This is a genomic window from Methylobacterium sp. NMS14P, assembly GCF_028583545.1.
Classification (GTDB): domain Bacteria; phylum Pseudomonadota; class Alphaproteobacteria; order Rhizobiales; family Beijerinckiaceae; genus Methylobacterium.
The window spans coordinates 5,984,305-6,003,762 of sequence record NZ_CP087106.1 but is presented as its reverse complement, the minus strand read 5'-3'; the positions used below and the strand labels follow the sequence as shown (position 1 = coordinate 6,003,762).

18 protein-coding genes and 1 tRNA gene are annotated in these 19,458 nt (G+C 72.1%); 11 read left to right on the top strand and 8 right to left on the bottom strand.

Translation table 11 applies throughout. The annotated features are described in order from the left end of the window. Positions 1 to 53: 53 nt before the first annotated feature. From pqqA (LOK46_RS28620) to LOK46_RS28610, 3 genes are all read left to right on the top strand, one after another. Entirely contained in the window at positions 54 to 143 is a 90-nt protein-coding gene (gene pqqA, locus LOK46_RS28620) for a pyrroloquinoline quinone precursor peptide PqqA (RefSeq protein ID WP_007559223.1), read from the top strand. A gap of 80 nt (positions 144 to 223) precedes the next feature. Continuing rightward, the gene (gene pqqA, locus LOK46_RS28615) at positions 224 to 313 is read left to right on the top strand and encodes a pyrroloquinoline quinone precursor peptide PqqA (RefSeq protein ID WP_020090597.1); all 90 of its coding nucleotides are present in this window, start codon (positions 224 to 226) and stop codon (positions 311 to 313) included. A gap of 159 nt (positions 314 to 472) precedes the next feature. Continuing rightward, positions 473 to 1,426, top strand: coding sequence for a class I SAM-dependent methyltransferase (locus LOK46_RS28610; protein WP_273561672.1), 954 nt, complete (start codon positions 473 to 475; stop codon positions 1,424 to 1,426). Between the two features lie 4 nt (positions 1,427 to 1,430). Here the strand turns inward: LOK46_RS28610 and LOK46_RS28605 are convergent, their stop codons facing one another. Together LOK46_RS28605 and LOK46_RS28600 are read right to left on the bottom strand one after the other, a co-directional pair. After that, positions 1,431 to 2,678: a NupC/NupG family nucleoside CNT transporter gene (locus LOK46_RS28605; protein WP_273561671.1), complete on the bottom strand. Its 1,248-nt coding sequence runs from the start codon at positions 2,676 to 2,678 to the stop codon at positions 1,431 to 1,433. A 57-nt stretch (positions 2,679 to 2,735) separates the two neighbouring features. After that, complete coding sequence (locus LOK46_RS28600) at positions 2,736 to 3,422, bottom strand: TetR/AcrR family transcriptional regulator (RefSeq protein ID WP_273561670.1); 687 nt, start codon at positions 3,420 to 3,422, stop codon at positions 2,736 to 2,738. 75 nt (positions 3,423 to 3,497) lie between these two features. Here LOK46_RS28600 and LOK46_RS28595 point away from each other — a divergent pair, with 75 nt between their 5' ends. Genes LOK46_RS28595 through LOK46_RS28585 form a run of 3 tightly spaced genes read left to right on the top strand, consistent with a single transcriptional unit; the run spans position 3,498 to position 6,713 of the window. After that, positions 3,498 to 4,343, top strand: coding sequence for an SDR family NAD(P)-dependent oxidoreductase (locus LOK46_RS28595; RefSeq protein ID WP_273561669.1), 846 nt, complete (start codon positions 3,498 to 3,500; stop codon positions 4,341 to 4,343). A gap of 1 nt (position 4,344) precedes the next feature. Beyond that, the gene (locus LOK46_RS28590) at positions 4,345 to 5,250 is read left to right on the top strand and encodes an alpha/beta hydrolase (RefSeq protein ID WP_273561668.1); all 906 of its coding nucleotides are present in this window, start codon (positions 4,345 to 4,347) and stop codon (positions 5,248 to 5,250) included. Further along, positions 5,247 to 6,713, top strand: coding sequence for a flavin-containing monooxygenase (locus tag LOK46_RS28585; protein ID WP_273561667.1), 1,467 nt, complete (start codon positions 5,247 to 5,249; stop codon positions 6,711 to 6,713). Before LOK46_RS28590 ends, LOK46_RS28585 begins: the two co-directional genes overlap by 4 nt. A gap of 34 nt (positions 6,714 to 6,747) precedes the next feature. On the opposite strand, the gene LOK46_RS28580 is transcribed toward LOK46_RS28585, so the two are convergent. Beyond that, positions 6,748 to 7,401 carry a protein-L-isoaspartate O-methyltransferase family protein gene (locus LOK46_RS28580; RefSeq protein WP_273561666.1) on the bottom strand — a complete coding sequence of 218 codons (654 nt, stop codon included), beginning with the start codon at positions 7,399 to 7,401 and terminating at the stop codon, positions 6,748 to 6,750. A 317-nt stretch (positions 7,402 to 7,718) separates the two neighbouring features. Between LOK46_RS28580 and LOK46_RS28575 the strand changes: the two genes are divergently transcribed. Together LOK46_RS28575 and LOK46_RS28570 are read left to right on the top strand one after the other, a co-directional pair. Next, positions 7,719 to 8,993 carry a PQQ-dependent sugar dehydrogenase gene (locus LOK46_RS28575; RefSeq protein WP_273561665.1) on the top strand — a complete coding sequence of 425 codons (1,275 nt, stop codon included), beginning with the start codon at positions 7,719 to 7,721 and terminating at the stop codon, positions 8,991 to 8,993. Then, positions 8,993 to 9,583 (top strand): c-type cytochrome, encoded by a 591-nt coding sequence (locus tag LOK46_RS28570; RefSeq protein ID WP_273561664.1) that lies wholly within the window; start codon positions 8,993 to 8,995, stop codon positions 9,581 to 9,583. The genes LOK46_RS28575 and LOK46_RS28570 overlap by 1 nt, the downstream gene beginning before the upstream one ends. Positions 9,584 to 9,727: 144 nt before the next feature. Here the strand turns inward: LOK46_RS28570 and LOK46_RS28565 are convergent, their stop codons facing one another. Beyond that, positions 9,728 to 10,498 (bottom strand): MOSC domain-containing protein, encoded by a 771-nt coding sequence (locus LOK46_RS28565; protein ID WP_273561663.1) that lies wholly within the window; start codon positions 10,496 to 10,498, stop codon positions 9,728 to 9,730. A 198-nt stretch (positions 10,499 to 10,696) separates the two neighbouring features. Between LOK46_RS28565 and clpB the strand changes: the two genes are divergently transcribed. Both clpB and LOK46_RS28555 read left to right on the top strand, forming a co-directional pair. After that, positions 10,697 to 13,321 (top strand): ATP-dependent chaperone ClpB, encoded by a 2,625-nt coding sequence (gene clpB, locus LOK46_RS28560; protein ID WP_273561662.1) that lies wholly within the window; start codon positions 10,697 to 10,699, stop codon positions 13,319 to 13,321. 393 nt (positions 13,322 to 13,714) lie between these two features. Continuing rightward, on the top strand, positions 13,715 to 15,703 hold the full coding sequence (locus tag LOK46_RS28555; protein WP_273561661.1) for a DUF4139 domain-containing protein: 1,989 nt from the start codon (positions 13,715 to 13,717) through the stop codon (positions 15,701 to 15,703). Between the two features lie 84 nt (positions 15,704 to 15,787). Here the strand turns inward: LOK46_RS28555 and LOK46_RS28550 are convergent, their stop codons facing one another. The 4 genes from LOK46_RS28550 to LOK46_RS28535 all read right to left on the bottom strand — a co-directional run bounded on the left by LOK46_RS28550 (position 15,788) and on the right by LOK46_RS28535 (position 19,037). Next, positions 15,788 to 16,684, bottom strand: coding sequence for an inositol monophosphatase family protein (locus tag LOK46_RS28550; protein WP_273561660.1), 897 nt, complete (start codon positions 16,682 to 16,684; stop codon positions 15,788 to 15,790). Further along, on the bottom strand, positions 16,681 to 17,256 hold the full coding sequence (locus tag LOK46_RS28545; RefSeq protein WP_273561659.1) for an NUDIX domain-containing protein: 576 nt from the start codon (positions 17,254 to 17,256) through the stop codon (positions 16,681 to 16,683). The genes LOK46_RS28550 and LOK46_RS28545 overlap by 4 nt, the downstream gene beginning before the upstream one ends. 7 nt (positions 17,257 to 17,263) lie before the next feature. Then, positions 17,264 to 17,971, bottom strand: a complete 708-nt coding sequence (locus LOK46_RS28540) for a glutathione S-transferase N-terminal domain-containing protein (RefSeq protein ID WP_273564711.1) — start codon at positions 17,969 to 17,971, stop codon at positions 17,264 to 17,266. 115 nt (positions 17,972 to 18,086) lie between these two features. Further along, complete coding sequence (locus tag LOK46_RS28535) at positions 18,087 to 19,037, bottom strand: SMP-30/gluconolactonase/LRE family protein (protein ID WP_273561658.1); 951 nt, start codon at positions 19,035 to 19,037, stop codon at positions 18,087 to 18,089. A gap of 328 nt (positions 19,038 to 19,365) precedes the next feature. On the opposite strand from LOK46_RS28535, the gene LOK46_RS28530 reads away from it, so the two are divergent. After that, positions 19,366 to 19,442, top strand: a tRNA-Pro gene (locus LOK46_RS28530). Positions 19,443 to 19,458 lie beyond the last annotated feature (16 nt).

Below are 19,458 nucleotides of genomic sequence, written 5' to 3'. Positions count from 1 at the left end.
TTGCGTCCAAGATATTGCCTATATGGATCTCACCAACAGCGAGGAGAAACGCCATGGCCTGGTCCGCCCCGATCGTGTCCGAGATCTGCGTCGGCATGGAAGTCACCAGCTACGAGTCGGCCGAGATCGACACGTTCAACTGAGTCGCGCACGGCACGGAGCGCGCGCCGCTCCGGCCTCCGTGGACACTCTATCCATCGCTTCAATTCACCTGGAGGAAATCATGGCTTGGTCCGCCCCCGTCGTCTCCGAGATCTGCGTCGGCATGGAAGTCACCAGCTACGAGTCGGCTGAGATCGACACCTTCCACTAAGACGTCGCTCCGACGTTTGCGGGCGCCGCTTCATCCGAAGCGGCGCCTTTTCTATGCGCGCTCGACGGGAGCCGCGCCTCGGCTTGACGGGCCGCACCAAACCTGTGCCGCTGCGGCACCCCCGGACCACCCGGGCCTGCGGAGCGAGCGAGGATCAGTTTGGCGGACAGCGCGCAAACGGCCGATCGGTCGATTCCTCCCTGCCCGATCACCGGTGCCCCCGCCCTCCGCTGCGTCGAGCGCCTGGACGCCGCCTTCCTCACGCTCCTGTGGCACTATTCCGGCCGGGTCGATGTCGGGCCGCTGCTGCGCCCCGCCGGCACGTTCCGGCTCTGGGAGTCGCCGACCGGGCTGATCTTCTTCGACCCGCCGGTGGCCGGCGACGCGGCCTTCTACCGGGCGTTCTACGGCCGGATCGCCGCGCACGATAAGCTCGCCGGGCCGGAGACGGAGCGCCTGGAATTCCGGCAGGCCGCCGCGCATGTGCCGTCGGGTGCCCGGGTGCTCGATGTCGGCTGCGGCCACGGCGGGTTCCGCGCCTACGTGCCGGACGCCACCTATACCGGCCTCGACCCGAACTTCTCCGCCGAGGACCCGACCGGCGCGATCCTCGACGAGACCGTGGAGGCGCACGCGGCGCGCGTCGGCCCGGTCTACGACGTGGCCTGCGCGTTTCAGGTGATCGAGCACGTGGCGGACCCGCTGGGTTTCGCCACGGCGCTCGCGGCCTGCGTCAAGCCGGGCGGCGTGGTCCTGATCGGCACACCGCTCTGGCCCTCGCCCAACACCACCATCCCGAACTTCGTCATCAACGCGCCGCCCCACCACCTGACGTGGTGGACGCCCACCGCCCTGGAGGCGCTGGCCACGACCCTCGGCTGCACGCCCGAGGCCGTGCACGCCATCGGCATGGACCGGCACGATTCGCTGATTCACTGGATGGCCAAGGTCAGCCCCGTCCGCTGCCGCGACCGCTTCTTCCGCCGGACGTGGTCCTGGGCGGCGGCGCTCGCCTTCGCGTACGGCGTCGGCGCGGTCCTCGACCGCGTCCTGCCGGTGCCGAAGCGGACCCGCCCGAACGCGCTGCTGCTCGCGGCGCGCAAGGCGGCCTGACCCGTCACGCCACGAACAGCCCCGCGATCGCCGCGCTCGTGAGGTTCGAGAGCGTCCCCGCGAGGATCGCTCGCAGGCCGTACCGGGCGACCTCGGAGCGCCGCTCCGGGACGAGGCTGGAGAAGCTCGCGAGCTGGATCGCGATCGACGCGAGATTCGCGAAGCCGCACAGGGCGAAGCAGACGATCGCCTGCGCCCGCGGCTCGAGGGTCCCGGCTTTCAGGACCGGCGACAGGTTGGCGTAGGCCAGGAATTCGTTGAAGGCGAGCTTCTGGCCGATCGCGCCTCCGACCAGCGTCGCCTGGTCCCAGGGCACGCCCAGGAGCCACGCCAGCGGGGCGAGCGCCCAGCCGAGCACGCCCTCGAACGAGGCGGACGGGTAACCCACCCAGGCCCCGAGGGTGCCGAACAGGCCGTCCGCCAGGGCGATCAGCCCGACGAAGGCGATCAGCATGGCCCCCACCGAGACCGCTACCGCGAGCCCCTTCTGGGTGCCGTCGGCGGCCGCCTCGATGATGTTGGCCGCCCGGGTCTCGCCGAACTCCACCCGGGTGGTGGCGATCCGGGTCGGCTCCGTGGAGGGCATCAGGATCTTGGCGTAGACGAGGCCCCCCGGGATCGCCATCACGGAGGCCGCGAGCAGGTAGGTCATGGGCACGCCGAGCGCCGCGTAGCCCGCCAGGATCGATCCCGCCGTCGACGCGGCGCCGCTCGACATGACGGCGAACAGCTCGGCCCCGGTCAGCAGGGCGAGGAACGGGCGCAGGGCGACGGCGATCTCGCTCTGGCCGATGGCGATCGTGATCACCGCCGAGAACGACTCGATCGGCGACGTGCCGAGGATCCGCCGGAGCACCGCGCCGAGCCCCCGGGCGAGCGCCTGCATCACGCCGAGATGGTAGAGCACGCCGATCAGCGCTGAGACGTAGAGGATCTGCGGCAGGACGCGCAGCGCCAGGATGAAGCCCGAGCCGCCGAACAGCTCGAACATCTTGGGCTCGACGAGGCCGCCGAACAGGAAGGCCGTGCCGCGGTCACCGTAGGACAGCACGGTCACCACCGCGTCGGCGGCGGCCCGCAGCGCGGCCTGCCCGGCGGGCAGGAACAGGACCAGGGCGCCGAGGCCGACCTGCAAAGCCAGCCCGGTCAGGACCACGCGGGGACTGATCGCCCGCCGGTTCGTCGAGAACAGGAACGCGACGGCGAGCAGCACGAGGAGGCTGAGGCCGGCATGGGTCAGGCGGTCGAGCATCGCGTCCTTCGGGTCCGAGCTTGGCCGGAGCGCATGGAAGGATCGGGCCAGTGGCCGTCAAGTAGGGCCTTCGGGCACGAGATAGGGCGCGAACAGATCGCGGACCTGCGCGAAGCCCCAGTCCCGATCCGCCTCCGTCAGGGCGGTGCCGCCCTGGAGGCGGTGGCTCATCCAGTGGCTGGACACGATCCAGGCATTGTCGATGAGCCGCCCGAGGGCGTCGGGAGCGACGCGCAGCCGTCCCGCCCGCGCGGCCGCCTCGAACACCCCGCGGGCCAGGGCTTGGGTCTCGGCCCGGAGGGTGTGGACCCGGGGGCGCAGGGCCGGCGCGATCTCCACCATGGCGATGCCGTCACGGTAGACGCAGCGGTAGCGCCACATCAGGTCGAACCACGCCCTCTGGTAGGCGAGCAGCGCCTCCGGTGCCGCGGGGTCGGCGGGCATCCGGCCCGCGACCGCCACGGCCTCGGTCTCGAAGGCCGCGAACAGGGCTTCGACCAGGCCGCGCTTGCGCGGGAAATGGTACTGCAGATTGCCCTCGCGGATCCCCGCCGCGGCCGCGATCTCCGCCGTCGTGACGTGGCCGAGACCGCGGGCGTTGAACAGCGCGAGGCTGACGGCGAGGATCCGCGTCCGCGTATCGGGAGACGCGACCGCGGGATCGGCCTCCAGGCCGACCTCCTCGCGTTCGCCCCTCCGACCCTCGCCCCGCGACATGATCCCGTCCCCGTCTAGGGTGTTCACCCTAGACAATCCGGCCGGCTGGGCCTATCCCCCGAGGACAGTCCGATGCAGATCGGCGGAACGGGGAGGCGCGGTTTGGCACAGCGGTTCCAACTCGCGGGCGCGGTGGCCCTGATCACCGGCGCGGCGAGCGGCATCGGCGCGGCGCTGGCCGAGGGCCTCGCCGCGAAGGGCTGCAACCTCCTCCTCGTGGACCGGGACGAGACCGGCCTCGCGGCCGTCGCCGCGAAGATCCGTGGCGTCCCGATGGAGACGCGCGTCCTCGACCTGACCGACGCCGAGGGCATCCGCGCGCTGCCCGGCTGGGTCGCGGAGCGGTCCGGGCATCTCGACCTCCTGATCAACAATGCGGGCGTCGCCCTCGGCGGCCGGTTCGACGTGACGCATCTCGACGATTTCGAGTGGCTGCTCGACATCAACCTGCGCGCCGTCGTGCGGATGTGCCACGCCTTCCTGCCGATGCTGCGGGCCCGGCCTGCGGCGCAGATCGTCAACCTGTCGAGCCTGTTCGGCCTGATCGCGCCGCCGGGCCAGGTCGCCTACTGCACCAGCAAGTTCGGGGTGCGCGGCTTCTCGGAGGCCCTGCGGCACGAGTATGCCGGCACCGGCCTCGGGGTGACGGTGGTCCATCCGGGCGGCGTCGCCACCGCCATCTCCCGCAACGCCCGCGGCCGGCGCCCGCCGACCGACCCGGAGGCGGCGAAGCGCGCGGCCGTGGAGGACGAGGAGGCGCGGGAGGCGTTCGGCAAGCTCCTGACCCTGGCGCCGGCCGACGCGGCCGCCGCCATCATCCGCGGCATCGAGGCCCGGGCGCCCCGGATCGTCGTCGGCAAGGACGCGAAGAACGCCGCGCTGATCCAGCGGCTGATGCCGGTGGGCTACTGGAAGACGATCGTGCGCCTGTCCGGCGGGACGCTCTGAGATGGCGAGCCTGCGCGCGTATCTCGGGGCCTACATGGTCCGCAGCCGGGTCCGCGGCCCCCTGTCCCGGGCGCGGGACGCGGCCGCGTTCCGCCGGATCTTCGAAGCGCCGACCTTCCCCGACCCCAAGGGCGTCACCTACGAGCCGGGCATCGTCGGCGGCGTGAAGGGCGAGTGGGTCCGGCCGAAGGCGGGCCCCGGCCGGCGGATGCTCTACATCCACGGCGGCGGCTTCATCGCGTGCTCGCCCCGTACGCACCGTCCCGTCACCGGCGCGCTGGCGAACCGGGGCTTCACGATCTTCGCGCCCGATTACCGCCTCGCCCCCGAGCACCCGTTCCCCGCAGCGGTCGACGACGTGACCGCCGTCTGGGCGGCGTTCAGCGCCGAGGGCGCCGCCTGCGTGGCGGGCGAGTCGGCCGGCGGCAACCTCGCCCTCGTGCTGATGGGCCAGGCCCGCGCGCGGGGCCTGCCGATGCCCTGGGCGGCGGCCCTGTTCTCGCCGGCCACGGACTTCGTCTCCGAGGACGGCTCGCGGGTGACCAATGCGTGGCGCGACGCCATGTTCGACCCGCAGGCGCTCGCGGCGATCCGGCCGATGTACCTGGGCGCCGCCGCCGATCCCGCCGATCCGCGGGTCTCACCGCTCTACGGAGACCCGACCGGCTTCCCGCCGCTGCTGTTCCACGTCGGCGCCCGCGAGGTCCTGCGCGACGATTCCGTGCGCATGGCCGAGCGGGCCCGCGCGGCCGGCGTCGAGACCGAGCTCAAGCTCTTCCCGGTCGTGTCCCACGCCTGGCAGTTCGCCGCCGGCGTGCTGCCGGAGGCGCAGACCTCCCTCGACGACGCCGCGGCCTTCCTGACGGCGCACGCGCCCCACGCCCCCTCCGGGAGCCCCCTGCGATGACCGAGCCCGCGCCCGAGACCCTGGCCGTCCTGATCGTCGGCGCCGGCTTCTCGGGGCTCGCGATGGCGATCCGCTGCCGGCAGGCGGGCATCGGCCCGCTCCGGGTGATCGAGAAGGCCGACGGCATCGGCGGCACGTGGCACGACAACACCTACCCGGGGGCGGCCTGCGATATCCCCTCGCACCTCTACTCGCTGTCCTTCGCCCCGAAGGCCGATTGGAGCCGGATGTACGCGCCGCAGCCGGAGATCCTGGCCTACCTCCAGGACACCGCCGAGCGGAACGGGCTGATGCCCCTGATCCAGCTCGGGACGACCTTCACCGGCGCCACCTGGGACGCGGAGCGCGCCCTGTGGCGCGTGGAGACCGACCGGGGACCGATCACGGCGCGCGCGATCGTCGCGGGCATGGGCGGGCTCCACCATCCGGCCTACCCGGACATCCCGGGTCGCGACGCCTTCGCCGGCCCCGCCTTCCACACGGCGGCCTGGGATCATTCCGTGGCGCTGGCCGGCAAGCGCGTCGGGGTGATCGGCACCGGTGCGAGCGCGATCCAGGTGGTGCCGCAACTCGCCGCCGTCGCGTCCCACCTGACCCTGTTCCAGCGCACGCCGCCCTGGATCATGCCCAAGAACGACCGCGCCATCGCGGAGCGGGCCCGGGACCGCTACCGGCGCCTGCCGCTCAGCCGGCGGCTCGAGCGGGCGCGCCTGTTCTGGCTGCACGAGGTGCGGGCGCTGCTCGGCTTCACCAAGGTCTCGAAGCTCACCGGACAGGCCGAGTCCCTGGCGCGGCACCATCTCGCCAAGGCGATCCCCGACAAGGCTCTGCGGGCGAAGCTGACACCGAACTACCGGCTCGGCTGCAAGCGGGTGCTGATCTCCGACGACTATTACCCCGCGCTCCAGCGCCCGAACGTGACCCTGGAGACGGACGGTATCGCCCGGATCACCGAGACCGGCGTGACCACCGAGGCCGGGCAGCGTCACGACCTCGACGTGATCGTCTACGCCACGGGCTTCGACGTGGCCGCGACCTTCGCCCGGATGCACCTCGTCGGCCGCGACGGTCGGAGCCTGACCGAGGCCTGGGCCGGCGGCGTGGGCGCCTACCAGGGCATCACGGTCGCGGGATTTCCCAATTTCTTCATGCTGCTCGGGCCCAATACCGGGCTGGGCCACAACTCGGTCGTCTCGATGATCGAGATCCAGGTGCAGCACGTCCTCGACTGTCTGAAGGCCCTGCGCCGCGGGACGACGACCGTCGAGGTCCGGCCGGAGGCCCAGACCCGGTTCGTCGACCGGATCCACAGCCGCATGGCCGACAGCATCTGGCAGGCCGGCGGCTGCCGCAGCTGGTACCTCGACGCGACCGGGCGCAACAGCACCCTCTGGCCCGACTCGGTCATGGCGTATCGCCGGAGCGCCCGCCGGGCCCGGCTGGGAGATTACAGGCTCGGCTGATCGGGGCCTGCGCGCGCCGCGCCCCGGCGCGGTGTCAGAACGCGAAGCCGGCTTCCGCCGCGAAGGCCTCGAGACCGGGCAGCGACGCGTCGAACAGCGGCCGGGCCCCGAACGCGTCGCCGGCCCGCACGAAGAGCGTCACCTTGGCGTTGCGGTGCGGGCCAAACACGCAGACCAGGCGGCCGTCGTCCTTGAGCTGGTTCAGCAGCGCCTGCGGCCGGACCTCGACGCGGCCATTGATCAGGATGACGTCGAACGGACCCTGCCCGGGCGCGCCGTCGGCGATCGGGCCCTCGATCACCTGGGCCGAGGCACCGAGCCGGGTGCGCGCCGCCTCGGCGAGATCGGGCACCGATTCCAGCGCCGTCACCCGCGCGCCGAGCTGCGCCATGATGGCGGCGGCGTAGCCGTAGCCGGTGGCGACGTCGAGGGCGGCGACGCCCGGCCGGACCCGCAGGGCCTGGACCATCCGGGCCACGACCATCGGGGCCGGCATGCAGCGGGTCTCGCCGCCGGCCTCGCCGAGGTTCAGGGTCTGGTCGATATACGCGAAGGGCTCGCGGCCCTTCGGCACGAAGGCCTCGCGCGGCACGGTGTCGAACGCGTCGAGCACCGTGTTGTCGTTCACGTCGAAGGTCCGCAACTGGCAGTCGACCATCATCCGCCGCGCCTGCGCGTAATCGATCATCGATACGTGTCCTCGAACCGGATCGGAACGCCGCGTCGGCCGGGCTCCGGCGGACGGCCGGCAGCCCCGGCCAAGCCTAAGCTTCCCGGACGGGGGGCGTTTTCGGAGATCATTGCCCAAAACGCAAGGTGAGCCGAAGCGACAGGCGACGACGGCCCCGGAGGACGCGGCTGCTTGCCTGACTCAAGCCCGCGTTACGGCGGCCGCGGAGTGTCGCCTCTGCGCCGCCCGGCCCGGTCGCGCTGCCCGGCCGACCGTTGAATAATGAGTGCAGAGCGAGCGGGCGGCCCGCGAGGCCGCCGCCACCGGGAGACATCATGACGCCGATCAGCCAGCCGATCCTGACCCGCAGCCTCGCCGCCGCCCTCGCCGGACTCGGTTTCGGTCTGATGGGATCCGGCCCTGTCGCCGCGCAGGAGACGCCCGCGACCGCCGCGCCGCCGCCCAGCGTCCAGGTCGATCGCGGATCGGCGCTCTACGGCCGCCCCGAGGGCGGCGGCGCGGCCAAGCTCGCGCCGGTGGCCGGACCGCCGCTGGCGACCGCGGCCGCCAAGCTGCCGCTCGACAAGCTGAAGGTGCCGGAGGGCTTCAAGATCGAGGTCTACGCCAGCGGTCTCGCCAACGCCCGTGAGATGACCCAGGCGCCGGACGGCACGCTGTACGTGGGCACCCGGACGGTGGGCAAGGTCTACGCGGTGCTGCCGAAGGAAGGCGGCGACGGGAAGCGCGAGGTGAAGACCATCGCGACGGGCCTGCACCGGCCGAACGGCGTCGCGTACCACGACGGCGCGCTCTACGTCGCCGAACTCTCGAAGATCTGGCGGTACGACGACATCGCGAACCATCTCGACGGCGCGGCGAAGCCGACCCTGGTCTACGACGACCTGCCGAAGGACGAGGCCCACGGCTGGAAGTTCATCGCCATCGGCCCGGACAACAAGCTCTACGTCCCGGTCGGCGCGCCGGGCAACATCGTGATGCCGCCGGACACGCACGCGCAGATCCGGCGCATGGACCTCGACGGCAAGAACGCCGAGGTGATCGCCCGCGGCGTGCGCAACACCGTCGGGTTCGACTGGAACCCGAAGACCAAGCAGCTCTGGTTCACCGATAACGGCCGCGACTGGGTCTCGGAGGACATCCCGAACGACGAGCTGAACGTGCTCACGGAGCCGGGCAAGCAGCATTTCGGCTATCCGTACTGCCACCAGGGCACGTTCACGGATCCGGAATACGGCTGGGGCCATGCCTGCTCGGAATTCACCGCGCCGGCGGCGCTGCTCGGCGCGCACACGGCCTCCCTGGGCCTGCGGTTCTACACCGGCACGCAGTTCCCGGAGGCCTACCGGGACGCGATGTTCGTCGCCCGGCACGGCTCGTGGAACCGCACCGCCAAGCTCGGCGGCGACGTGGTCGTGGCCAAGCCCGGACCGGACGGCAAGACCGCCGCGGTGGAGCCGTTCCTGACCGGCTTCCTCCAGGACAACAAGTATGTCGGCCGGCCCGTCGACGTTCTCGTCGCCAAGGACGGATCGCTGCTCGTCTCCGACGACTACAACGGCGCGATCTACCGCGTCAGCTACGGCCGGTGATGCGCCGCCTTCTCCGGGCGAGCCGCGGGCTGGTCCCTGCCCTCGGCGGGCTGCTGCTCGCGGGCGCGGCGCTCGCCGCCCCGGACGCCGCGATGCAGGAGCGCCTCGCGCCCTGCATCGGCTGCCACGGGGCCGGCACGTCGGCGACGGAGGGCGTGCCCTCGCTCGGCGGGCAACTCCCGGATTACGTGGTCACGCAGCTCTTCCAGTTCCGGGAGAAGCAGCGCGAGGCGCCGCCGATGAACGAGGTGGCTGCCGGGTTCGCGGACGACGACCTGCGCGGCTACGCCGACGCGGTGGCGACGCTGCCGCCGCCCGCCTGGTCCGGTCCGCCGGTCGACGCGGCCCTGGCGGCGCGCGCGCAGGCGCTCGTCGCCAAGCACCAGTGCAATTCCTGCCACGGACCGGATCTCGCGGGCCGGGACGCGATCCCGCGGATCCGCGCGCAGCGGGAGGAGTATCTCGCCAAGGCGCTCGCCGGCTACAAGTCGAACGCCCGGCCCGGCTACGATCCCGCCATGAACGAGGTCGCGCAGGGCCTGAGCGAGGCGGACATCAAGGATCTCGCGGCCTACGTGTCGAGGCTCTGACAAGACGTCCATTGGACCGCGTCCGCCCGTCATCACGAGGGCAGCGACGTGACCCAGGGCGGCGCGCGGCTTGTCAGCGTGGCGCTGCCTGAATCGCTTCGCTGCACTCGCAACGACGGCAGCGCTGGGATCGCCCGTCGCGCGTCACCCCACCACCCGCAGCGCGTCGCCCCTCGCCAGCGCCCCGCCGGCGATCACCTCCGCGTAGACGCCGAGGTCGCGGTGGCCGAGGCGCGCGTCGAGGGTCCAGGGGATGTCGCAGTCGCGCACGCCGCTGGCCGGGTCGACGTTGGTCGCCGCACACCGCACCGTCCGCTTGGTGATCTTGAGACGCAGCCCGCTCGGCGCCTCGATCACCTGCCCGATCATCTCCAGCTCGGCGAAGGGATCGAGCCCCTGGACCAGCAGGTTGCCGCGGAAGCGCAGCGGGTCCACGGGCGCGCCGAGGTAATCCTCCACCGCCGCCACGCTCGCCCGGTTGATCAGCGACACGTAGCCGGTCGGCGAGTCCGTGAAGCGGTACTGCGGCGGGGCGGCGAGCACCTTCGGCTCGCCCCGCAGGCTCTCGGGGACGAAGCGGCGCATCAGCTCCGCGAGCCCCTCCCGGCCCGCCTCGGTGTCGAGGCGGAAGGCCTGCGGTTCGCCGTGCCCCTCGACGGTCAGCGTCGCCGTGGCGTCGTCGTAGCGGGTGCGCAGGCGGGCGAGCGCCTCGTCGCGCATGAGCATCAGGTACTTGGTCTTGGGCTGGTGCCGGGGCGCCACCTCGTTGAAGCCCGACGGCCCGTTCTCGATGGCGTAGAGCCGGTCGCCCGGAAAGAAGCCGCTGGTCTCGAGCTCCGCCCGCTCGAGGGGTTCGGGGCTCAGGCCCTTCACCGGGTAGCGATACAGGGCGCTGACATGAATCGGTGCGGTCATGCGCGGAGCGTGGCCCTGAAATGATCCGGCGCGCAAGAGCTTCGCGGCCCCTTGTGGTGCTCAATTGCAACACCACATCGGGTCTACCGGCGGCCACCACGGCGCCGGGGCCCTCGCGCGGCGGATAGCCGGAGGGCGACGTTTCGGTGGCGCCGCGCCTCTCATCGGGCGGCGGATGCCGGTACGGGAGGGTTGTGCATGAACTTCGAAAAGTACACCGAGCGCGCCCGCGGCTTCGTGCAGGCGGCTCAGAACCTCGCGATGCGCGAGGGACATCCCCAGCTTCAGCCGGGCCACCTGCTCAAGGTCCTGCTCGACGATCCGGAAGGCCTGTGCGCCGGCCTGATCGACCGCGCGGGCGGCCAGTCGCGCGTGGCTCTAGCCCAGACCGAGCAGTGGCTCGCCAAGCAACCGAAGGTCTCCGGCAACGCCGCCGCCCCGCAGGCGACGCGCGAGCTGATGCGCCTGTTCGACACCGCCGAGAAGGCCGCCGAGAAGGTGGGCGATTCCTACGTGACGGTGGAGCGGCTGCTCCTCGCTCTGGCGGTGGAGAAGGATTCCGAGGCCGGCCGCGCGCTCCAGGCGGCGGGCGTCACCCCCGCCTCGCTCAACGCCGCGATCAACGCGCTGCGCAAAGGTCGCACCGCCGACAACGCCTCGGCCGAGAACGCCTACGACGCCCTGAAGAAGTACGCCCGCGACCTCACCGAGGCCGCCCGGGAGGGCAAGCTCGACCCGGTGATCGGCCGCGACGAGGAGATCCGCCGGACCATCCAGGTCCTGTCCCGGCGCACCAAGAACAACCCGGTCCTCATCGGCGAGCCCGGCGTCGGCAAGACCGCGATCGTCGAGGGTCTGGCCCTGCGCATCGTCAACGGCGACGTGCCCGAGTCCCTGCGGGACAAGAGCCTGCTCGCCCTCGACATGGGCGCGCTGATCGCCGGCGCGAAGTATCGCGGCGAGTTCGAGGAGCGGCTGAAGGGCGTGCTCTCCGAGGTCACGGCGGCCGAGGGCGGCATCATCCTGTTCATCGACGAGATGCACACGCTGGTCGGCGCCGGGAAGGCGGACGGGGCCATGGACGCCTCAAACCTGCTGAAGCCCGCGCTCGCCCGCGGCGAGCTGCACTGCGTCGGCGCGACCACGCTCGACGAGTACCGCAAGCACGTCGAGAAGGACGCGGCGCTCGCCCGGCGCTTCCAGCCGGTCTTCGTGTCCGAGCCGACCGTGGAGGACACGGTCTCGATCCTGCGCGGCCTGAAGGAGAAGTACGAGCAGCACCACGGCGTGCGCATCCAGGATTCCGCCCTGGTCGCGGCCGCGACGCTGTCGAACCGCTACATCACCGACCGCTTCCTGCCCGACAAGGCGATCGACCTCGTCGACGAGGCCGGCTCGCGCCTGCGCATGCAGGTCGATTCGAAGCCCGAGGAGCTCGACAACATCGACCGCGAGATCGTCCGGCTGAAGATCGAGGGCGAGGCGCTCAAGAAGGAGACCGATTCCGCCTCCCGCGACCGGCTGGTCCGGCTGGAGAAGGAACTCGGCGATCTCGAGGAGCGCTCGGCGGCGATCACGGCCCGCTGGAATGCCGAGAAGGACAAGCTCGGTACGGCCGCCGGCCTCAAGAAGAAGCTCGACGAGGCCCGCAACGATCTCGCCGCGGCGCAGCGCCAGGGCCAGTACCAGCGCGCCGGTGAGCTCGCCTACGGGGTCATCCCGGGCCTCGAGAAGCAGCTCGCCGAGATCGAGGCGAAGGCGGAGAACGGCCGCGACGCGATGATGGAGGAGGCGGTCACGCCCGCCCACGTCGCCGGGGTCGTCTCCCGCTGGACCGGCGTGCCGGTGGACAAGATGCTGGAGGGCGAGCGCGAGAAGCTGCTGGCCATGGAGGAGGCGCTGTCCAAGCGCGTCGTCGGCCAGCGCGAGGCGGTGGAGGCGGTCTCGACCGCGGTCCGGCGCGCCCGCGCTGGGCTGCAGGACCCGAACCGGCCGATCGGCTCGTTCATGTTCCTGGGCCCGACGGGTGTCGGCAAGACCGAGCTGACCAAGGCTCTGGCCGGCTTCCTGTTCGACGACGACACGGCGCTCGTGCGCATCGACATGTCCGAGTACATGGAGAAGCACGCGGTCGCCCGGCTGATCGGCGCGCCTCCCGGCTACGTCGGCTACGAGGAGGGCGGCGCCCTCACCGAGGCCGTGCGGCGCCGGCCCTACCAGGTCGTGCTGTTCGACGAGGTCGAGAAGGCGCACCCGGACGTGTTCAACGTCCTGCTGCAGGTCCTCGACGACGGGCGCCTCACCGACGGCCAGGGGCGGACGGTCGACTTCCGCAACACGCTGCTGATCATGACCTCGAATCTCGGGGCCGAGTACTTGGTGAACCAGCCCGCGGGCCAGGACACCGACGCGGTCCGCGAGGAGGTGATGGGCGTGGTGCGGGGCCACTTCCGGCCGGAGTTCCTGAACCGGGTCGACGAGATCATCCTGTTCCACCGCCTCGCGCGGTCTGAGATGGGGGCGATCGTCGAGATCCAGCTCGGGCGCCTGCAGAAGCTCCTGGACGACCGCAAGATCACTCTGGAGGTCGACGAGGAGGCCAAGAACTGGCTCGCCGACAAGGGCTACGACCCGGCCTACGGGGCGCGGCCGCTGAAGCGGGTGATCCAGAAGAACGTCCAGGATCCGTTGGCCGAGCTGGTGCTCTCCGGCAAGGTCCACGACGGCGAGACGGTGGCGGTCCGGCTCGGCCCGATGGGCCTGATGATCGGCGACGTGACGGTCGGGGCCGAGCGCCGGCCGGTCAACGCGACGCTGAACTGATCGCCTGAGACCGACGACAGGGGCGGCGCGCCACGCGATGGCGCGCCGCCCTTTTCGCATGCGCCCGGGACGCCGTGCCGACGGTCCGCGGTATCGCGGGGCCGGCGGGACGAGTCCGCGATGACCTAGTCGACTGGACAGCGCCGACGGGACGGAGAATCCTAGTGTCGCGGCTCGCGGCTCGCGGCTCGCGGCTCGCGGGGCCGTCGGCCGCCGCGGACGCGGGCGATCCACCGCGCGTGGCCGCTCAGGCCGAGGCGCTCGACGGCTGCCGGATCCCCGTCGTCGGCCGCGCAGGAGCGGGCGTCACGGTGCGGTGCCGGCGCCTCGAACCCGCCGTCACATCCGCGACCGCCGCGGCGGACGGCGCTCGAACGGGAGGCAGGCGATTTGGTGACGTCTCATGTCGTGTGGGCCGGCGTTCTGCTGTGCATGATCGCGGCCGCGCCGCCCCTGATGGCGGCGTCCCCGGGGAAGATCCGCGCCGTCACCCTGTCGAGCGGCGGCCTCGCGGAAGTCACCCAGGTCCACCCTGTCGACGGCGACGCGACGATCGGGCTCGACGCACGCTCCGAGCAGATCGACGACATCCTCAAGAGCCTCGTCGTGCGGGATCCCGTCGGCACCGTCGGTGCCCTGCGTCTGGACGGCGTGGATCGGGCCGACGAGACGCTGCGGACGATGCCGTTCACCGCGGACGACCTGTCCGCACCGGCACGCCTCGTGGGGAAACTGCAGGGTGTGCCGGTCCGAATTCAGAGCGGCGGGCGCACGCTCGAAGGGCGTGTGCTCGGCGTGTCCGAGCGGAATGCCGGGACGGAGAACGGCGCGGTCGCGATCCTGACCCTCCTGACCGGGACGGGCACGCTCGAATCCGTGCCGATCGATGACGGCGCCTCCGTGACGATCCAGGATCCGACCATGGCGGCCAAGATCGCCGAGGCGATCGCGGCGGCCGGGAAGGCCAAGGTCGGGGACGCCCACCGGGTGGAGGTCGACCTCGCGGGGCACGGGCGGCGCGAAGTCCGGCTGACCTACGTGGTCGCCGCGCCGGTCTGGAAGACGAGCTATCGCATCGTCGACGGCGGCGCTGGCCGCGCGAACCTGCAGGCCTGGGCCATCCTCGAGAACGCCCTCGGCGCCGACTGGACAGGCGTCGACGTCACCCTCTCGTCCGGGTCACCGGTGGCGCTCCTCCAGCGCCTGCACCGGCGCTACTGGCGCAAGAGACCGGAGGCGCCGGTGATGGTCGAGGATGTCGGCATGCCGGACCTCGACCCGGGCACGGTCGCGTCGAAATCGGTCGCGCGCCTGCGCGCCCCGGCCCCCGCCGCGCCCCTTCCGGCCCCGATGGTGCGGATGGACACCCGCGACAGCCGCGCGGAGGCCGCGGAACCGAGCTACGACGCCGCGGCCGCCACCGCCGGCGCCGCCGCCAGCGAGGGGGACGTGGCGGCGAACTTCACGCTGCCGCACCCGGTCGACCTCCGCGCCGGCGGCACCCTGTCGGTGCCGTTCATCGATACCGAGATCGAGGCCGAGCGGGTCGCCCTCTGGAAGCCGGGCCAGGGGATCCATCCGATCGCGGCCCTCCGGATCCGCAACAGCATCACCGCGACCCTGCCGGCCGGCCTCATCACCCTCTACGACCGCGAGGCCGGCTACCTGGGAGACGCCCGCCTGCCCGCGACGCCCGCCGGCGAGCAGCGGCTCGCCAGCTTCGCCCTCGACCGCAAGGTCGCCGTCCAGGCGGAGACCGAGCCGAGCGATGCCCTGACCAAGATCACCGTGGTCGACGGCGTGGCGCGCGCGACGGTGATCGCCCGCGAGGTCACGACCTACACGATCAAGGGCGCGCCGGACGCCGCCCGTTCCGTGATCATCGAGCATCCCCGTCGCGATGGGTGGACCCTCACCGCGACCGCCCGCGACGGCGAGACCCCCACGGCCTATCGCCTCAAGGTCGCGGTTCCCGCTGGCGGGACGGCCGAGACCCGGGCGGTGCTCGAGCGCGTCCAGATCGATGCCTACGATCTGGTCGACGCCGACGAGGCACTGCTGGTCCGGTGGGCCTCCCTCGCCACCGACCCGGAGCTAGGCGGCAAGCTCAAGACCCTGTCGCAGGCCCGCGCCGAGGTCGCCGCGGCGACCCGGACCGTCGAGGAGATCGGCGAGCGCGAGGCGAAGGTGCGGGCGGAGCAGGAGCGCATCCGCAGCAATCTCGGCGCCGTTCCGAAGGACAGCGAGCTGGCGCGGCGCTACCTCACCCGCATGGCTGCCCAGGAGGACGAGCTGGCGAAGCTCGATGCCGCGCGGGCCGAGGCCGAGAGCGGGCTCAAGGCGTCGCAGGCGCGGATCCGGACGCTGATCGCGGCGCTCTGAGAGCCGGCCCGGATCCTCTCACGGTCCGGGACCTCCCGTTCGGCGGCCCTGCCCGGACCGGGCGCGGCCCTCGCGGGCTCCGTCCTAGGCGCGGCGGATGGCCGTCGCCAGATCGGCGGCCTGCGCGCGGTCCCGGGCCACCAGCCAGAGGTCGTCGTGGGCCGACAGCTCGGCGTCGAACAGGTCGACGAAGGCCGCCGGCGGATCACCGAGGTCGGGCCAGTGGAACAGGCGGAAGCCCAGCGCCTCGAACAGCGGGAGGATCGGGCCCAGGTCCCACAATCGGTTGTTGCTCAGAGTCGCGTCGAGGCGGCCGGTGGCCAGGAGCGCGGCGTCCGAGATCGCCCCGCCCTCGCTCCAGGGGAACCAGCCGCGGCCGTAATCCAGGGTGTAGCGCTGGGCCGTGACCGACAGCCAGCCGACATGGCCGGTCTTCCGCTCCGAGCGCTCGAGCGGGCGCAGAGCCTCGGTCATGCGGCCGCCGCGCGTCGGTGCCCAGAAGGCGCGTCCCTCGCTCGCCGCCAGCAGGAGCCCCTCCGTGGCCTCCGCCGGCACCCCCTGGGCCGGTGCGGAGCGGTCCTCGTTCCAGGCCGGCAGGCTCATGATGCAGGCCCGCGGCCAGCCCGCGCGGCAGGCCGCCACCATCACGCCCCAGCCCGACAGGCCGCCCGCGAAAGGTCGGGTCCCGTCGATCGGGTCGCCCACGAAGGTCCAGGCGTCGCGGGCGAGCAGCGCCCGGGCCGCCGCCTGTCCGAGGTCCTCGGCCGTCTCCTCCTCGATCAGGTCGGGGCCGAACCGCGCGTGCATCAGCCGGCTGACGGCGAGGTCGGCCTCCGTCAAGGCCTGACCGAGATCCGGGCCCTTGTTGCTCATCGCGAGGCCGCGCGCCCGCATGGCGAGGGCCAGCGGGGCCGCCTCCTCGGCGAAGGCGAGCATCGCCGCGAGGACATCCGGCGCGGGTGCGGTGGGCGAGAGGGTCATGGGGCGAACAGTTCGGGGCTTCGGAGCATCAGGGCCTGGACGAGGACCAGGGTCTTGAGGTCGGGCAGGCGGCCGGCCCGGGCCTGATCGGCCAGCGCGGCCAGCGGCACCTCCACGACCAGCACCTGCTCGCCCTCCGCGTGCAGGCCCCCGCCGGGGCCGACCCGGTCGGCGGCGCCGTAGGGCGCGAGGTAGAGCCAGAGGCGCTCGGAGGACACACTCGGCATGCTGTAGGCGTGGGCGACCGCCTCCAGCCGGGTCAGCCGGACGCCCGCCTCCTCCATCGCCTCGCGGATCGCCGTCGCCTCGGGGGCACCGCCGTCGAGGCCGCCCGCCGGGGCTTCGTCGAACTCGGCCGGCTCGCCCCAGAAGGCGGGCCCGACCCGCGCCTGCCGGACGAGCAGCGCCACGCGCCGCTCGGGATCGTAGGGCAGAACGCAGGCCGCCTGCCCGTGATCCTCCAGCGCCCGCCGCACGGTGCTGCCGTCCTGCAGCGTCAGCGTGGCGATGCCGAAGGTGTTCCAGCCGCGGTGGATCACCTCCAGCGGCAGGGCGGGCGCGGTCTCGGTCATGGTGCGGTCAGCGCTTGGTGTTGGAGGCGGTCTGGCCGAACATCACCTTCTTGGCATCCTCGCTCATGGTCTTGCCGAAATCGGGATTGACCTCCGGGGCGCGGGCATAGGCTGCCTTGGTGGCGGGCCGCTCGGCGATCGCCGTGAACCAGCGCTTGAGGTTCGGGTGGTCGTCGAGGTTCTGACCCTGCTTCTCCCACGGCACGATCCAGGGATAGCAGGCCATGTCGGCGATGGAGTAGTCCGGCCCGGCGACGTAGGCGCGGTCGGCCAGCCGCCGGTCGAGGACGCCGTAGAGGCGGTTGGTCTCGTTGACGTAGCGCTTGATCGCGTAGTCGATCTTCTCCGGCGCGTACTGCGAGAAGTGGTGGTTCTGGCCGAGCATCGGGCCGAGGCCGCCCATCTGCCAGAACAGCCACTGCAGCACCTCGGCCCGGCCGCGCGGGTCGCCCGGGATGAAGCGCCCGGTCTTCTCGGCGAGGTAGAGCAGGATCGCCCCCGACTCGAACAGCGAGACCGGCGCGCCGCCGCCCGCCGGCTCGTCGTCGACGATCGCCGGCATCCGGTTGTTGGGCGCGATCTTGAGGAAATCCGGGTTGAACTGCTCACCCTTGCCAATATTGACAGGGTGAAGGCGGTAAGGAATGCCCGCTTCTTCGAGAAACATCGTGATCTTATGGCCGTTCGGCGTCGGCCAGTAGTGGAGTTCGATCATCGGCTGGTGTCCCGCTATGCCCCCGGCGGACGGGAAGTGGGTCGGCGCGCCGCTCCGGTCAAGCATCGTGCCGGCGACGATGCCGGCGGCGCACGCAGGGCTGGGCATCCGGGCCTCACCCGCCGGCGCAGCCCTGGACGTCGACGTGGACGGCGTAGAGCGACTGGCTCGCCGCCATGAACAGGCGGTTGCGGTGCCGGCCGCCGAAGCAGAGGTTGGCGCAGCGCTCCGGCAGCCGGATGCGGCCGATCGGCCGGCCGTCGGGGTTGAACACCATGACGCCGTCCAGGGCGTCGTCGCCCATGCCCCACCCGCACCAGAGGTTGCCGTCGACGTCGCAGCGCAGCCCGTCCGGCGTGCCGGGCCCGGCATCGATCAGGACCCGCCGGTTCCGGAGCGTGCGGCCGACGACCACATCGTACGCGACGATCCGCCGGGTCGGCTGCCCGCGCGATTCCACGAGGTAGAGCACGCGGCCGTCGGGCGAGAAGCACAGGCCGTTGGGGCCGGCGAGGTCGGTGGCCACGGCCTCCAGCACGCCGGTGACCGGGTCGAGCCGGTAGACGTTCTGCGGCAGCTCGGGCTCGGCACGGACGCCCTCGTAGAAGCCGCCGATCCCGAAGGGCGGGTCGGTGAACCAGACCGCGCCGTCGGCGGCGGTCACCACGTCGTTCGGCGAGTTGAGCCGGCGGCCCTCGAACGTGTCCGCCAGGACGGTGATCGCGCCGTCATGCTCGGTCCGGGTGACCCGACGCCCCCCGTGCTCGCAGGTGACGAGCCGCCCCTGCCGGTCGCGGGTGTTGCCGTTGGCGAAGCCCGACGGCCTCCGGTAGAGGCCCACCGCCCCGCTCTCCTCGTCCCAGCGCAGGATGCGGTCGTTGGGAATGTCGCTCCAGAGCAGGTAGCGCCCGTCGCCGAACCAGACCGGCCCCTCGCACCAGCGGAAGCCGGTCGCGAGGCGCTCGACCGCCGCGTTGAACACCCGGTAGCGGGCGAAGGCGGCGTCGAGGATCTCGACAGCCGGGTCAGGGTAGCGCGGGCTCGGTGTCCACACGGGCAAATCCATGTCGCTCGCGGTGATCGTCACCGTTTCGGCGGGGGCCGGCAAGGCCCGCGGCGCGGGCGCTGACCCGCGCCGCGGCGACGAGGACCGGAACCGCCCGGCGCGGCGCGATCCGAGCGCACCATCCTCCACCCCCCAGTGATGGCAGGCGCCGGTCCGACTGCGGGGAGGCCCGACCCTCGTCCCGTCAAAAATCTACCGCCCGCCAATTTGTCTGACAAGTGAGGCGCCGTGAATTTCCCGCGCGGGAAGCGCCGCCGGCAGTGCCTGCCTGCGCCGCGCCTTGCGGGGGAACAGCGGAACCGCTACGGCATTGAGGCCGTGTGGCAGTCGGGGTGTGGCGCAGTCTGGTAGCGCACCTGGTTTGGGACCAGGGGGTCGTAGGTTCGAATCCTATCGCCCCGACCATTCGATCAGGAGCTTG